This window comes from Curtobacterium flaccumfaciens pv. betae, from assembly GCF_026241855.1.
Lineage (GTDB): Bacteria > Actinomycetota > Actinomycetes > Actinomycetales > Microbacteriaceae > Curtobacterium > Curtobacterium flaccumfaciens.
The window spans coordinates 57,368-73,417 of record NZ_JAPJDC010000002.1 but is presented as its reverse complement, the minus strand read 5'-3'; the positions used below and the strand labels follow the sequence as shown (position 1 = coordinate 73,417).

General features: G+C 65.5%; 10 protein-coding genes. 9 read left to right on the top strand and 1 reads right to left on the bottom strand.

The annotated features are described in order from the left end of the window. Positions 1–21: 21 nt before the first annotated feature. The 5 genes from ORG17_RS17885 to ORG17_RS17865 all read left to right on the top strand — a co-directional run bounded on the left by ORG17_RS17885 (position 22) and on the right by ORG17_RS17865 (position 4,972). Positions 22–2,064, top strand: coding sequence for a P-loop NTPase fold protein (locus ORG17_RS17885; protein WP_214528038.1), 2,043 nt, complete (start codon positions 22–24; stop codon positions 2,062–2,064). 265 nt (positions 2,065–2,329) lie between these two features. Beyond that, positions 2,330–2,929, top strand: a complete 600-nt coding sequence (locus ORG17_RS17880; RefSeq protein WP_214528039.1) for a recombinase family protein — start codon at positions 2,330–2,332, stop codon at positions 2,927–2,929. A 160-nt stretch (positions 2,930–3,089) separates the two neighbouring features. Next, positions 3,090–3,359, top strand: coding sequence for a hypothetical protein (locus ORG17_RS17875; RefSeq protein ID WP_214528040.1), 270 nt, complete (start codon positions 3,090–3,092; stop codon positions 3,357–3,359). Continuing rightward, positions 3,360–3,734, top strand: coding sequence for a ribbon-helix-helix protein, CopG family (locus tag ORG17_RS17870; RefSeq protein ID WP_214528041.1), 375 nt, complete (start codon positions 3,360–3,362; stop codon positions 3,732–3,734). 83 nt (positions 3,735–3,817) lie between these two features. Next, a complete protein-coding gene (locus tag ORG17_RS17865) occupies positions 3,818–4,972 on the top strand; it encodes a hypothetical protein (protein ID WP_214586033.1) in 1,155 nt (384 codons plus the stop codon). 96 nt (positions 4,973–5,068) lie between these two features. On the opposite strand, the gene ORG17_RS17860 is transcribed toward ORG17_RS17865, so the two are convergent. Further along, entirely contained in the window at positions 5,069–5,938 is an 870-nt protein-coding gene (locus ORG17_RS17860) for a helix-turn-helix domain-containing protein (protein ID WP_214528043.1), read from the bottom strand. A gap of 246 nt (positions 5,939–6,184) precedes the next feature. Here ORG17_RS17860 and ORG17_RS17855 point away from each other — a divergent pair, with 246 nt between their 5' ends. From ORG17_RS17855 to ORG17_RS17840, 4 genes are all read left to right on the top strand, one after another. After that, positions 6,185–9,283, top strand: a complete 3,099-nt coding sequence (locus ORG17_RS17855) for a DUF7927 domain-containing protein (protein ID WP_214528044.1) — start codon at positions 6,185–6,187, stop codon at positions 9,281–9,283. Then, positions 9,276–9,911, top strand: a complete 636-nt coding sequence (locus ORG17_RS17850) for a class F sortase (RefSeq protein ID WP_214522320.1) — start codon at positions 9,276–9,278, stop codon at positions 9,909–9,911. Before ORG17_RS17855 ends, ORG17_RS17850 begins: the two co-directional genes overlap by 8 nt. A gap of 161 nt (positions 9,912–10,072) precedes the next feature. After that, on the top strand, positions 10,073–10,366 hold the full coding sequence (locus tag ORG17_RS17845; protein WP_214522319.1) for a hypothetical protein: 294 nt from the start codon (positions 10,073–10,075) through the stop codon (positions 10,364–10,366). 729 nt (positions 10,367–11,095) lie between these two features. Then, complete coding sequence (locus ORG17_RS17840; RefSeq protein ID WP_214528045.1) at positions 11,096–15,913, top strand: beta strand repeat-containing protein; 4,818 nt, start codon at positions 11,096–11,098, stop codon at positions 15,911–15,913. Positions 15,914–16,050: the final 137 nt, after the last annotated feature.

Genomic DNA, 16,050 nt, shown 5'->3' with positions numbered 1-16,050 from the left:
ATGCGCTTGAATGTGGCGGTGATGACCGATGCAATTTGGAACGACGATGCACTCGAAGCCTCAGACATCCCCGGCCGAGCAGACTTCGCCGCTGCCATGGCACAGCGGATCGATCATGTCCAGCCGGGCCGAAATTCGGCGGTCTTCGGCCTCGTCGGCTCCTGGGGAACAGGGAAGAGCACACTTCTGTCGGAGATGCGCACTCATCTGAGCAACCGGGGATGGACCGTGGTCGAATTCAGCCCCTGGTCTGCGGCAGACGTCAACTCTATTACGGCGGAGTTCATTTCTACGCTTGCGGGTGCCTTTCCTGACAAGAAGGGGAAGGTTCTGCGCCGGTCACTGGCCAAATATGCCCGCTTCGGCGTGCCTGCCCTAAGCGCCATTCCAATCGCCGGACGCTCGGCAGAAAAAATTGCGGACGCTGCACTCACGTATGCAGCCAGCCAGCCGGCCTGGCATGTAACTTTCGACCAAATAAGCAAAGAAGTTGCGCGCCAGGAAAAAAGGGTTCTCGTTATCGTCGATGACGTCGACCGACTCGATTACGAAGAGCTCAGGACTGTCCTGAGAGTCGTTCGCCTTCTCGGGCGTTTCCAAAATGTGCACTATCTGCTCGCTTACGATCAAGTCACCATTGACCGGAACCTGCACGCCGGGAATTCTGAGGGCAGCAGCTCGGAGTTCATGGAGAAGATTGTTCAACACCCGTTTGAAGTCCCTCCTGTGCCGATGGTAACGAGGCGGAGCTGGTGCCGAGCGATCGTCGATGCCCACCCCGGAGTTGCCGTCAGTGACAATCTCGACAACTATTACTTAGAGCAAAAGGAAGACTTGATTCGGCTCCTCGCAGACGGAATAGAGACCCCACGATCCGCTCGGCGACTTAAGGAACAACTCGACAGTATGGCGCCACTCGCTGCCGAAGCGGAGATTGACGCACTCGACTTCATCGCGTTGACGTGGCTGCGGCTCATGCAGCATGCGGTGTGGGAAGACATCCGTACCCACTCCGACAGGTATCTGGGTTGGTCGGAGAACGATCCAAGCGAACTCCCTGACCCGCGAATGGAGCATCTTCCGCACATCGTCATGCGTGGACAGAGCGTGGTCGTGGCCCGCGTGCTTCAGTTCCTCTTCGTTCGAACAACCGCCGGCGGCCTTGCCGGCAGGAAGTGGCGGCTGCATCATGAGCGCTACTTCCACCGCTACTTCGTCGTGGCGCTGACCGACGCCGATGTCAGCGAGCGGCTCGTAGAACTGGCCCTTGCCGAGGCGGTTGCCGGCGCAACTGCTATGCCGGAGATGAACAAACTCCGAGCCATCATGGTCAGCGGTGACGGCGAGCGCGGTGCACTTGCGATAGAACTTCTCGCTACTGCACGGAAAGATGCAGACACAACTACGCGGCCACTTATCGCCTTCATAGGGAGGCTGCGCGCAGACATATTAACAATTGGTCGAGATCGGTTTTCCCGGCTGTCCACCGTCGACCGCTGGCTAGCCCTGGAGGCCGAGCGTGCTATCCGACTAAGGGCTATCAGTGCATCAGAATTCATCGATGAATTTGGATACCGACAATTGGTGCGTGCTGGTTACGCCACGCGCCGTCTCTATAAAGATGATTTCGAATCCGTTCGCACTCCGTACGACCGAGCGGTTGCGTTGTGGGTCGAGCAAGTGCAACGGGACGGCATGGGCGGCATTGGGGAGTCAGACGATGTCGCTGTGATGACCGCCTTCGCGCATGCGTTGGACGACGCTGCGCATCGTGGCTACCTTGCCGACCTGGTTGGAGATGTGCATGACTTGGTGCAGATTGCAGAACTCTTCGTCGACCTCGATCGATGGGTTGGCTCTGATGTTCATTACGAGATATCATTTCACACCAACGAGTTTAGATTTGCCGTTGGCGATGCGATTAATAGTTTCACCGCGGAGTCGCTGCCGCCGGTAACGGATTTACCCAGCTATGAAGTAGACGACCGGCTGACACCTGACCTGACTTCCGCCGAACGCCGGGACTACGCAGTTCGACGCCTAATGGGAATATTGGCCGATTAGCTATGGGAAAATCGGCCGCTTTGATCCCCTTCAAGGCGCGCCCGTCGGGGGGGGGGGATCTACCTGGCGCGGAGATGTTGGCAACCGAGCTATCTAGGTAGGTTGCGTTCGCGCAACCCTTCGGTTGCGAGACGTCTCGTCGGCGTCCCCATCGCGTGCGCGATTTCCGCACGAGCCCGTAGTACGGCGAGTCTCACAACTATGTGTCGCAAGTATCAGCCATGATCGCTGTCATGAAGGTTGGTTGCGAGACAGAAGCGGCGTCATGGTGAAGCTGATCGGGTACGCGCGGGTATCAACACGGCAGCAGGACACCGATCGGCAAGAACAGGATCTCCTCGCTGCGGGTGTCCGCCGTGACGATCTCTACGTCGATCACGGGGTGTCCGGGGCTCGCGCCTCCCGGCCGGCGTTCGATCGTGCGCTCGACGCGCTGCACGACGGTGACACGTTGGTCGTCACCACACTCGACCGGCTCGGTAGGTCCACGATCGACATGCTCAGCTTCGCCGCGCAGCTCCGTGACAGGGGTGCGGGGCTTCGCGTGCTGAACCTCGGCGGTGGTGACGTCGATACGTCGACGCCAATGGGGTCGATGGTGTTCTCGGTCATGGCGGCGCTCGCGCAGATGGAACTCGAGATCAAACGCGAGCGGGTCCGCGACTCCGTCACCAAGCGCCGCACCGCCGGCCAGGACCTCGGCGGCCGCCGCGCGGTCTTCACCGACAGCCAAATCCGCGCCGCCATCCGGCTCCTCGACGCCGGCGAGCCAGCCGCCCAAGTTGCCCGTGACCTTGGCATGTCCCGAGCCACCCTGTACCGCCGCATCCGGCTGCTGCAAGCAGACGACACGAAGCGAAGCTAGAAGGACGACACGGAGCGAAGCTGCTCACAGAGACGTGTCGCCGCCAGGCGTTCCGCGGGTTCCGATTCGAGCTCGACCCGTCTCGGTAGCCGATCGGCTATTGAGACGCAGTACGAGCAGTTGTGTGGCACATAACTGTTTTCTGTGGCACACTAGGTCCATGGGCATCGAGTTCACGGCTAGCGCCGGCAAGCACGGCATCCCAGAGCCCGATGCGTTGTTCGCGATCCAAAACGCGGAGTGGACGTCCACTCGCGTGAAGGTGAACGACGGAGACCCTGGCGGTAAGCGTCGAGTGTTCGTCGGCCCACAGCATGCGCAGACAGATCGGCTCATCGAGGTGCTCGTTGAAATGATCCCGGGTGGCTTCGTGATCTATCACGTGATGCCGCTCGGGTCGTACTACCGACGAGTGATGGAGGAGGAGTAAATGGCTCTCTCGAAGAAGGACCAGGACCGCTACAGCCGAATGGCCGCTGTAGAGGAAGCTGTCGACGGCGAGGTGCTTGCCGGCGACAGCGCGCACGGCGCGGACGCCGCTGCGATCGGGCAGCAGCTGCTACTCGAAGCGCTCGGCACCGACGCGGCCGTATCCAAAGCGATCGGCCGCCCCAGACTCGACGGCGCCGCTCCGGACGGTGAGCACTCGCCGACAATCCGCGTGCGGGTGCCGCAGGATCGAAAAGAGCGCCTCGAGCAGCTGCGGATTGCGCAGCACCGAAAGTACGCGTCGGACCTGGTCCGTGACGCGATCGATGAGTACCTCGAGCGCCACGAGCGCGACATGCACTCGATCGCAAGCTGAGCCAGCGCGTGGGGAAAGCGTCTCGCCGCAAGCAGGCGGGCCGAGTCGCGGCGGCTGGTCTGGGGAACGCCGGGGGAGTGACTTTGGTCATCGCCACGTCGCCCGACACCAGCGCTGGCGGATTGTCCGTCGCTGAGGATGTGCGCCTGACGCGGGCAGGCCTGTTGTACGCGGACAAGGTCGAGTTGTGGTCGCCCGCCGCGTCGTTGCTCGCGACTATGGCGGCGGGCGTTCGGCAGGATCCATTGACGATCCTCGATGGCCTGCTGGTGCTCAGTGATGAGCAGCTTGAGTACGTCGGCATGAAAGATCCAGCGCAAGTGCGAACCGTCCTGGACACGATGCGCCGGTTCCGGGCGCTTCCTCGGCAGCAGCGTCGAGATCTCCCGCCCGCGATGCGGGCCGCTTTCGCCGATGCCACCTCTGTTCTGGACGGCGTTGCGACGGGGGAGAATTCGATGCTCAGCGCACTGGATGAGCAGTGGGTGAGCGCAGGGGGAGAAGAGCTGTCCGAGGCGTCGGCTGCAGGCTTGTTGGAGGTGCGTAGTCCGGACTGGGTGACCGCGGGGGAGCAGGTTGAGGCGTACGTCGAGCAACTCGCGGGGCTCATTGAAGATCCGCGCCGGCACATGCTCTTCGACGAGCCGACGGCAGAGCTCGTCTCGCACCTGCGAGAGGAAGGCCGTGTTGCGGCAGCGCCGCAGGCGTTGCTGAACGCGCAGGAGGCCGGCACGGGAACCCGATTCATCGAGTACCTGCAGGCGTTCCCGGACGCCCCTATGTCTGCGGTGATCGCTGCGAAGTCAGTTCTTGCCGACGAGCTCGTTCGCTACCGTCGAGCGGTTGCGAACCTGTCGGCGAAACTCGGGTCCGACGTCACCGATGCTGACTTCGACGCGGAGCTCGAGCATCTCTGGCGCGTGGATGTGCAGCCAGCGCTAGCTGATCTCCGCGCGGCAGTGCGAGGATCTCGTGTTGCGAAGGACGCGGCCCTGGCGCTCGGGCAAGACAAGAGCACGCTGACGACAGCAACGCTCGGTGGAGCAGTGATGATGCTGGGCATCGCGGGACTGGCTCCGGTGTCTGGCACCGGTGCCATCGTCGCCGGCGCGGCCGGCGTCGCAGCGGCCGCAAGCGCCGCTGGAGTCAAAGCCATCGCCGAACGGGCACGGCGAATGGAGGACCACCCACAGCGCGACCTGCAGTATCTGCTCTCCCTCGAGCGACGCCTGCAATAGCAGCTGGGCCACCGCACGGCGAGGGTTCGTTCCTTCGGGGAGCGGATGCTGGTGAATTGAGGAGCTGATCCGTCCGTGGGTGCGCCGTCGCCGTTGCTAGATCCGGTTGCCGAACGGCTCGTTCGGCTGTGCTGGGCTCGGGTCTGTGCGATTCAGTGCGCGTGCGAGCTGTCGCGCAGAGGTGAAACCGGAACGCACTGCGAGTTCCCCCAGTGACAGGGGCAGAGCATCGGCGAGCTTGTTCGCCTCGGTGGTCCGCCGCCGCTCGATCTCCCGGCGCGGGGTGCTGCCCATGCTCCGGAACGTCTCGTGCAGCGTCCGGACACTGCACGAGACTTCCTTCGCGAGGCGGGGGACGGTGAACCCTGGATCGCGGAAGTGCGCTTCGATCTCCGCAAGCGCCGCCATGAACAGGCCGTCACGGTGAGTCCCGTCATGACGGTACTGTCCGGCTTCGTCGAGGGAGGCGATCAGGAGGTTCTCGAACGACAGGGCCAGGTGGTGCCGGATCGTGTCGCTGGTGGGCGTGGGGGAACTGAGCAGCGCGTTGGTCATCGACGTCAGCGCTTGAATCGCGGCACCGCCGGTGGGGATGGGCTCGCCGTACCGGAACCGGGAACGGTTCGCGTTGAGCATCGTCGGCTCGAGGTGCCATACGAAGCGGGCCGTTTCGGTCAGGGTGCGGGCGATGGTGGGGGCTTCCCCGTCGAGGAGGATCAGTGATCCTGGTTCGGTGAGGACGGGGGAGCCGTCAACGTCGAACTCGAAGCCGCCCTCCATCGTCAGTACGAGGTAGGTGCGGGTTGGGGCGGTGGTGAGGTTGTAGGCGGCCGACCGTGACCAGGCGTGCCCCATACCGAATCGAGGGTGTTGCTCGATCTCGGCAACCAGAGACGTGTCGATGCGCCCGCGAGGGTGCCAGCCGAAGTCGTCGCACCGCTCTGCGGCAGCGATTCCCATCGTCATTCTGTCTCCTTGTCGCGCATGTCCGGTCATGGTTGCACTGCACAACCCCGGGACGTGTCCCCTATTTGTGGGCCAAGGGGGCGCTGCGTGCCAGATTCGGCGGACCTGCTTGCCAAATCGTGCGCTTTATCAGGGAGACGTTGGGCGGACGCACAGCTTGCCCTTTGACTGAGCGCGACCATCGCTCACCCGCAGCTCCCCCACCGGCATCCGGCACTGGAGCTGGTACTCCTAGGGGAAGACTCCGTGTCCATCACAGACACCATTCGCCGCTGGCGCGCAGGAGCGCCACCGACCACCGCGCAACGGCGGAAGAACAAATCGCGCCAGCTGCGCATCGGCGCCCTGATCGCGACCGGCGCCCTGGCAGTGTCCGGCCTCGCCGCGGTGAGCACCCTCACCGGTGCTTCGCCGGCGAACGCTGAGAGCAACGTTGCGGGAGCACCGATCTTCCAGAGCAACACGTTCTACGCCTACGCGCAGGCCGGTGAGACGGTGAACCTCGACTTCACCAAGGTGCGACAGAACGACGCCGGCACCGGTATGACGATCACGGCGTACACGCCGGACGGAACACAGGCAGCGACCTGCACGATCGCTGTGGGTGGGGCAGTAGGCACGGAGTGTTCACGGCAGAACCTGACGTCCCCGACGACGGGAGCGTGGAAGATCGTCACGACGACGACGAACGCTTCGGGCGACTCTTCCTACGATTGGAACATCACCGTCAACAACGGCGGGGTTGCCCAATCAGGCCGTGTGTGGTCAACGAACTACACGATCCTGCAGACCGATGGCGTCAGGGACATGACGTACTACCTGGTGAATGACACCGGATACCGGTACACGGTCGACCTCAACAGCTACAACGGCATTGGCTCGGTCATCCGCGCGAACAGCCTCGGAAACGCCACCGCCGACTGCACGCCGACCTACCAGTCAAAGGACGGGAACCTCGGAACCTGCGGGACGAACTTCCGGATCTTCTTCCAGCAGCCCTCGGCGGTGCTGCCGGCCACGGCACAGTCTGCGGACGGCACGCTCAACGTCGTCCCGCCGGTCCTGAACGCGGCGGACCTCGCCGTGAACGACCTGCAGTTCACGCCAGCTGCCGCGAACTCCGCCAAGGGCACGTTCAACTACTCGATCAACGACCGCTTCCAGGGCGGCTACAAGCTGCAGGTCGACACCAACGGCAACGGCTCGTACGACGACGCGGTCGACCGCACCGTGCAGCTCGGCGCCGATGGCTCCGGCTCGTACAGCTACGACTTCGACGGGCTCGACGGTCAGGGCAACCCCATCGCGGACTGCACCCTCATGAACGCGCGCGTCCTGTTCGACCAGGTCGGCGAGGTGCACGTCCTCAACCAGGACGTCGAAGGCCGTGCCGGCGGGATCCAGATCACCCGGACGAACGGGTCGAACAGCCCGAGCAACACCATCTACTGGGACGACACCAACCTCAGCACCGACGGCCGTACCAGCACCACCCCGCAGACCAACGGCACGGGTGGCGTGAACAGTGCCGGCGGCGTCCACGGCTGGGCCTACGACGGTGGGGGGAACCCCTGGGGCAACAACCGCACCATCGACGACTGGACGTACAACCCGATCAACCTCGGCACAGGTGACATCTCGATCGGTGGGCTCTGCTACACCGTCGCGAAGACCTCGAGCGCGACCAGCGCCGTCGCTGGCGACACCGTCACGTACACGGTGAAGGTCACCAGCACCGGCACCGGCAACTTCACGGCCGACAACCCTGCCTCGTTCTCCGACGACCTCTCCAAGGTCACGGACGACGCCACCTACAACGGCGACGCGGCTGTGTCCTACTCGGGCACTTCCACCGGCAACGCACCCGCGGTTGACGGAAACTCGCTGACCTGGTCGGGTCCACTTGCTGCTGGTGAAGTGGCGACGATCACGTACTCGTTCACCGTCAACGATCCCGACACCGGGGATAAGCACCTCAGCAACTCGGTCACACCTGGTGAAAATGGTGAGTGCGCCACGGATGGTGGCTGTGCCACGGACACGCCGGTGGCCTCCTACACGGTGGAGAAGACCGCGTCAGCCGCGACCGCAGATGCGGGTGACACGGTGACGTACACGGTGACGGTCACCAACACTGGCCAGGTGGCTTACACCGACGACGCTCCGGCGACGTTCGACGACGACCTCTCGAAGGTCCTCGACGACGCCACCTACAACGACGACGTCAGCTCTGGCGGTTCTGTCACCGGCAATACCCTTTCGTGGAAGGGCGCAGTCCCCGTCGGCGGGTCGACGAAGGTCACGTACTCGGTGACGGTCAACAACCCCGACACTGGTGACCGGAAGCTGACCAATGTGGTTGTTCCAACCACGCCGGGCGGCGACTGCACCACGACTGCGGGCTGCACGACCAACACCCTCGTCGGTGACCCGTCGTACACCGTCGAGAAGGCTGCATCGACGGCGTCGACGAAGCCCGGTGAGAAGGTCACCTACACGGTCACGGTGAAGAACACCGGCAGTGAGGACTACACCACGGATCGTCCGGCGTCGTTCAAGGACGACCTCTCGAAGGTCCTCGATGATGCCAAGTACAACGGCGACGCCTCCGATGGCGCGACGGTGAAGGGCAGTACGCTCTCCTGGTCCGGTGCGCTGAAGGCTGGTGCAACGGTAAAGGTGACGTACTCGGTGACGGTCGACAACCCCGACAAGGGTGACCGGAAACTGACCAACGTCGTCGTTCCGACCGACCCTACTGGTGGCTGCACGACCGACGGTGGTTGCACGACGAACACCGACGTCGCCAAGCCGTCGTACACGGTCGCGAAGGCCGCCTCTGCGACTTCGGCGAAGCCCGGGCAGAGCGTGACGTACACAGTCACGGTGAAGAACACCGGCACGGTGGACTACACCACCGACGTGCCGGCATCGTTCAAGGACGACATGTCCAAGGTCCTCGATGACGCCACCTACAACGGTGACGCCTCCAACGGTGCGACGGTGAAGGGGAACACGCTCACCTGGGCCGGTCCGCTCAAGGCTGGCGCGACGACGAAGGTGACGTACTCGGTCACGGTCAACAGCCCCGACACCGGGGATCTGAAGCTGACCAACGTCGTCGTTCCGACCGACCCCAACGGCGCCTGCGCCACTGACGGTGGTTGCACCACGAACACCACGGTCACCCCGCCGGCTGGTCCGTCGGTTGCGACCGGTGGCACGGTGCTCTCCCCGGCTCCGGTGTGGCCGTGGATCGGTTCCGGTGCTGCGGCGCTGGCCGGCATGGTCACGCTGGCACTGATGGGCCTGCGTCGTCGTCGGGGCCTGAACCTCGGTGACTGACACCACGCATGCGGGTGGGCGGCGTCGACGGTGGGTGTTCCTCATCGTCGGCGTCGCCACCGCCCTCGCCCTCACCGGCAGCATCCTCGGCTACGTCACCACCCACTCCGGCCCCGTTGATCTGAACGGCAACCGGGTGCAAGCGGAAGACGTCCCCACCGCTGCTGCCTCGGCGTCAGCGGACCCGGACACCGGTGGCCAGTTCGTGGTGAAGTCCGTCGGGCTCGACGTGCCGCTGGGCGCGTTGAACGTCGTCGGAGGGACCGTCGAACCGCCCGGGTTCACCTCCGCCTACCGGATCCGCAACGAGGGCGTCTCCACCTCGAGGTCGTCGAAGGGCACCGTGTTCGTGGTCATGCATTCGCTCCGAAACGGCGGTGTCGGCCCCGGGAACTACCTCATCGACGTCAAGGACCAGAAAGCGAAAGTCGGCCTCGGCACGAAGATCCAGGTCGACGGGATCACCTACAAGGTGACCGGGTCGCAGAAGGTGCAGAAGACCGCCCTGTCCCAGTCCAAAACGATCTGGGCCGACACGCCGAACCGGCTCGTCGTGATCACCTGCCTGCAACGGCGAGAGGGCGGCCCGTCGATCGACAACCTGGTCATCCAAGCCGTCAGAGCCTGAACGACCACCAAAACCTGCCCTGCCGCTCGGGTTTGCGGCATGGAGGGGCCGGGACGACACCTCCCGGCCGCACAACGAGAGCGTGGGGCTGCCGTCCCCTAGCGGCAGTCCCACGCTTCCTCTTTTTCTCACCACACCCCCGCACGCGAAACGACGGAACCATGGGCACGCACAAACTCCGGCTCGCAGCCCTCGCGGCACGCACCCGCCGCATGCTCAAACACACTGACAACCCCGTCGAACGCGCCCTCGCGCTCGTCGTCATCGCCCGTACCGTCGCCGACTACGCAGCGACCAAGGCTGCTGTCGGGCCGAAGCGCACCATCCATGGCGCCGCTGGGATTGCCGAGGTCCGCGGCACCGAACGGATCCTGAACGCAGCGCTCCAGCATCTGCAGGACCTCCGAACCGACTCCTACACCAACGCTGAACCCGACCGGCAGAACCAGCCGTGACCCGGACACTGCGATGACTGCCCCAACCGCACCAGACGAGTACAGCTCGGTGTTCCGCACGGAAGCGCACACGGTGCCCGTGATCCGAAGCGCACGCGAACGCGCAGCCCTGCAGATGCTGCTGTTGCGATCGACCGCTGTCGAACAGTCCGCACGCGGACCACGGCGCCGAGACGCGTACCGGGCAACACGGTCCCTGATCGCTGCATCCCGGGCCCTCGGGTTCACACTCTCGGACCTGTCAGCGATGCTCGGCGTCTCGCCAGGATCCGTGCGAAACCGCAGCAGCGTCATCACCCCGGTGCTCCCAAGCGCGTTTCTCGCCCTCGTGCCGCACCTGAAGCCGGTTGCCGCAGCGGCGGGGGTGTGGGACCCCGAGCCACTCGAGGAGACACCCGTCGATCCCCGCGAGCTCATCACCTGGTATCTCACCACCTGGAGTGCGTTCCCGCCTCCCGAGCTTCGTGAGCAGTTCGATGGATTGCCGCGTCGCTCACCCGAATCCGAACGGGACACACCCTGATGGCGCCACGCCTCCCTGCTCTGCACCGACGGCACCGCCGTTCGCGAGCCCACCTGCCGCGCCTGACCTCGGCCGGAACTCGACGGGTGACGTCGCTACTCGTCATCGTGCTTGTCGGGGCCGTGCTCACCGCCGGATCGGTGTCGCTCGCGGGATCAGCAACAGCGGCGCCCGGGAACCCTGGAACGCCCTCGGCGCCAACGACCGTGTTCACTGAGGGCTTCCAGAACGTTCCGGGGACCACGCCGATCCAGCGGCTGACGTCTTATACGGGTACGTCTGGTCAGAAGTACACCGCGAACCCCGCATGGCTGACGTTGTGCAACGGGTGGATCGCGTCAGCGAACCAGTCGACTACGGCGGCAGCGCAAGTCTCCGACTGCACGAGCGCCGGCGGCACGAGCGCGGCAGGGCAGAGCACCTGGAACCAGTCCCAGCAGCTCGCGCAGGCGTTGGGCATCTACAGCGGGCAGACCGCGGCGGCGGCGCGCGGGAACTACGCCGACACAGCATTCACCGCGGGCAACCCCGGCGCCGGCCTGGTGGAGTTCCAGACCACCAGCAACATCCCCTTCACCGCATCGAACCGGTTCATCTCCTTCAGCGCTGACGTCGCGGCCGCGAACTGCAACGTGTCCGCGCCGCTGCTGCAGTTCCAACTTCTCAACGACGCTGGCACACCCACCAACGCCGGCTCGCAGGTGAACGCGTGCACGTCCGGCAAGACGGTCGCGGTGCCCGCGCTCGGAACCGCCGCGGCGAGAAACGTCAACGTGGCGACCGCGACCTCCAACGGCGCTGTGCTGTTCTCCGGCGCATCCATCGGCATCCGGATGCTCAACAACAACGGCTCCGGCGTCGGCAACGACCACACGATCGACAACGTCAGGATCCTCGACGTCACCCCGCAGCTGGACAAGTCCTTCTCCCCGCAATCGGTGAAAACCGGCGGAACGTCGACGCTCACGTTCACGATCACCAACACCAGCGAGCTCGGTGCGAAGAACGGCTGGTCCTTCACCGACACCCTTCCGGCCGGACTCACCGTCGCGAACCCGAACGCTGCCACCACGACATGCGCTGCGGGGACTGTGACCGCGCCGGCCGGCGGCGGGTCAGTCGGGGTGAGAGGGAACCTGAACCAGGGCCAAACCGCCTGCACGGTCAGCCTGCAGGTCACCGCAGCGGCTGCCGGCACCTACAGCAACGGGCCCAGCAACGTGACAACGTCCGGCCTGAACGCACCCGGCACTGCCACCGTCGAGTTCAGCGCACCCAGCATCGGCCTCGTCAAGCACGCCGGCACCCCGGTCGACGCCAACGGCAACGGCATCACCGACAGCGGGGACACCATCCCCTACACGTTCACCGTCACCAACACCGGCGACGTCGCCCTCACCGGAGTCGGTGTGACCGACGTCAAGCTCGGCGCAGTCACCTGCCCGAGCACCGCCCTCGCCGTCGGCGCGAACGAAACCTGCACCGCAGCCTCCAGCTACACGATCGCCGCTGCCGACGAGCGAGCAGGGTCGGTGGAGAACACCGCGACCGCATCAGGGACCCCGCCGACCGGCACCGCGGTGACCTCTGCACCGTCGACGACATCGACACCGGTGACCGCACCCGCGCCGGCACTGTCGCTGGTGAAGACGGCGGACCCCGCCGGACCCGGATCCTACGAGCCCGGGCAGCGGATCACGTACTCATTCGCCGTCACCAACACCGGCAACGTGCCGATGCACACCGTCAGCATCACCGAAGGCGACTTCACCGGCACCGGAACACTCTCCGACCCCACCTGCCCGACCACCTCCATCGCCGTCGGCGGCGCCGTGACCTGCACCGCGACGTACGAGCTCACCCAAGCGGACGTCGACGCCGGAACCCTCACCAACAACGCCACCGCTCAGGGAACACCGACCGGATCCGACACCCCGACCCAGTCGGACTCGTCCACCGCGACGATCCCGAACACGGCCGCCCCCGCCCTCACGGTGACGAAGACCGCGGACCCGGGAACGGTGTCGAAAGCGGGCCAGACGGTGACGTACTCCTTCGTCGTCACGAACACCGGCAACGTCACCCTCCACGACGTGGGCGTCACCGATCAGGACTTCTCCGGCACCGGGGAGCTCTCCACCATCACCTGCCCCGAAGCGTCCCTCGCCACAGGCCGACAGGAAACCTGCTCGGCGACGTACACCGTCACCCAGGCCGACATCGACGCCGGCACGCTGACGAACACGGCAACCGCGAACGGCACCCCACCCCGAGCGGATGCACCCACCATCTCCGACCCGTCAACAGCAACGGTCGCTGTGAACCAACGCCCGGCGATCACCGTCGTGAAAACCGCGGATCGGCAGCGGCTCACTGCCGCCAACCAGACGGTGACGTACTCGTTCGTCGTCACGAACACCGGCAACGTCACCCTCCACGATGTCGCCGTCACCGACCGCAACTTCTCCGGCACCGGCGAGCTCTCCACCATCGTCTGCCCGAGCACCAGCCTGCCGGTCGGTGACGACCAGACCTGCACCGCGACGTACACGACGACCCAGGCTGACATCGACGCCGGCGGGGACCTCACCAACGCGGCAACGGCGGCCGGCACCGGCTCAGCCGCCAGCAGCTCGACACGGTCTGACCCGTCGACCGTTGCCATCCCGATCGACCAGCGACCGGGGCTGTCGCTGCAGAAGACTGCTGCACCAGCCGACCAAGCGTCCTACACCGTCGGCGCAACCGTCACGTACTCATTCGCGATGACCAACACCGGCAACACCACCCTCACCGACGTCCACCCCACCGAGCGGGACTTCTCCGGCAGCGGCACCCTGACCGACCCCGCCTGCCCAGCCGCAGCAGCGTCGATCGAACCCGGCGCCAGCGTGACCTGCACGGCGACGTACGTCGTGACCCAGGCAGATGTCGACGCCGGGACGCTCACCAACACCGCGACCGCCACCGGCACCACGCCCGACGGCGACCCGGTCCCCGCTGACCCCTCCACCGTCACGGTGCCCGCCGACCAGACGCCCGCCCTCACGGTGACGAAGACCGCGGACCCGGGAACGGTGTCGAAAGCGGGCCAGACGGTGACGTACTCGTTCGTCGTCACGAACACCGGCAACGTCACCCTCCACGACGTGGGCGTCACCGATCAGGACTTCTCCGGCACCGACGAGCTCTCCACCATCACCTGCCCCGACGGCTCCCTCGCCCCCGCAACGGCCGTGACCTGCACTGCGACCTACACGACCACCCAAGCCGACATCGACGCCGGCACAATCACGAACACGGCGACCGCGACCGGCACCCCGCCCGGCACCGACAAGCCGATCACGTCCACCCCGTCGACCGCGACGGTGACCGTCGATCAGACTCCCGCGATCAGCGTGCAGAAGACCGCAGACGCCACGGAGATCACTGCCGCGGGGGAGAAGATCTCCTACTCGTTCACCATCACCAACACCGGCAACGTGACGCTGTCGAAACCGACCATCACCGACAGGACGTTCTCCGGAACGGGCGACCTCTCCGCGATCGACTGCCCCGAGACCGCACTCGCATCTGGACAGGATGCGACCTGCACTGCGACGTACACGACCGCCCAGGCCGACATCGACGCCGGCGGGAACCTCACCAACACGGCAACGGCGCAGGGCACCCCACCCGGTTCGGACACCCCGATCACGTCTGAGCCCTCCACCGTGCGGATCCCCGTACACCAGCACCCCTCGATGGGGATCGTCAAGCACGCCGGAACCCCGGTCGACGGCAACGGCAACGGCATTACCGACACCGGCGACACCATCGCCTACACGTTCACCGTCACCAACACCGGCAACACGACGATGACCGACGTCGGCGTCACCGACACAAAAGCCGGACCAGTGACATGCCCCACACGGATGCTCGATGTCGGCGCAGAGCAGACCTGCACCGCTGACGCTCCGTACGCGGTCACCGCCGCCGATGTCCGCGCAGGGACGGTCGAGAACACCGCCACCTCCCACGGAACCCCGCCACACGCCGACACGGCAACCTCGTCCGAGCCCTCCACAACCCACACACCGACCACCACGCCGGCACCCGGCCTGTCGCTCGTGAAGACCGCCACGCTGACCGGTCGCGGAGGTATCCAGGTCGGCACGACGATCACGTACTCGTTCGCGGTCACCAACACCGGCAACGTGCCGCTCGAGGATGTCGCGATCGACGACGGTGACTTCACCGGCACCGGCGAACTGTCTGCAATCACCTGCCCAGTCGATAGTCTCCCCGTCGGCGCTGCGGCGACCTGCACCGCCACGTACACGGTGACCCAGTCCGACGTCGACGCGGGGAAGATCACGAACACCGCAACCGCTGCCGGCACCCCGCCCGGTGGGACTCCGGTGACCTCGAACGCATCGACGGCGACCGTGCCCGGCACCACCCACCCGGCGCTCGCGCTGCTGAAGACAGCCGACCTGACGAAGGTGCACACCGTCGGCCAGAAGGTGACGTACTCGTTCACCATCACCAACACCGGCGAAGTGACCCAGCGGGACGTGCGTCCCGCCGAGGGAACCTTCACCGGCTCCGGCACCCTTCCGGCACCGACCTGTCCAGCCGCCGCGCAGTCACTCGCGCCCGGCCAATCGGTGACCTGCACCGCCGTGTACTCCACCACCCACGCTGACCTGACAGACAGGACGCTGTCGAACACCGCGACCGCGGTCGGCACCACCCCGAACGGTGACCCGGTGGGCTCCAACCCGTCCACGGCCGACGTGCGGACGGTCACACCGACGTCTCCCACCCATCCGGCGGCCACTCCTGTCCCGTCCGCACCTCCGGCTGCCTCTCCCGCTCCGCCGGGCCTGGCATTCACTGGGTTCAACGAGGCGTGGCTGCTGCCACTGAGTGCCGGCCTCATCGTCCTCGGCGCTGCCCTCCTGACGGCGCCCAGTGTTCTCCGACGGCGCCGTAACGACCTGTTTGAGCATGAACATGAACCAGGAGCTATCGGCCGATAGCAAGTCGCCGGGGTCGGGATCCTTGCTGTCTACACCGGCGGCTACTTCCGAAATCGATCACACGCGCACTGCTGACCCACGCGTCAGCTGGCGACGGGTCAGTGCGGCGCCCCACGCGCGACTGATATCCGGGATAT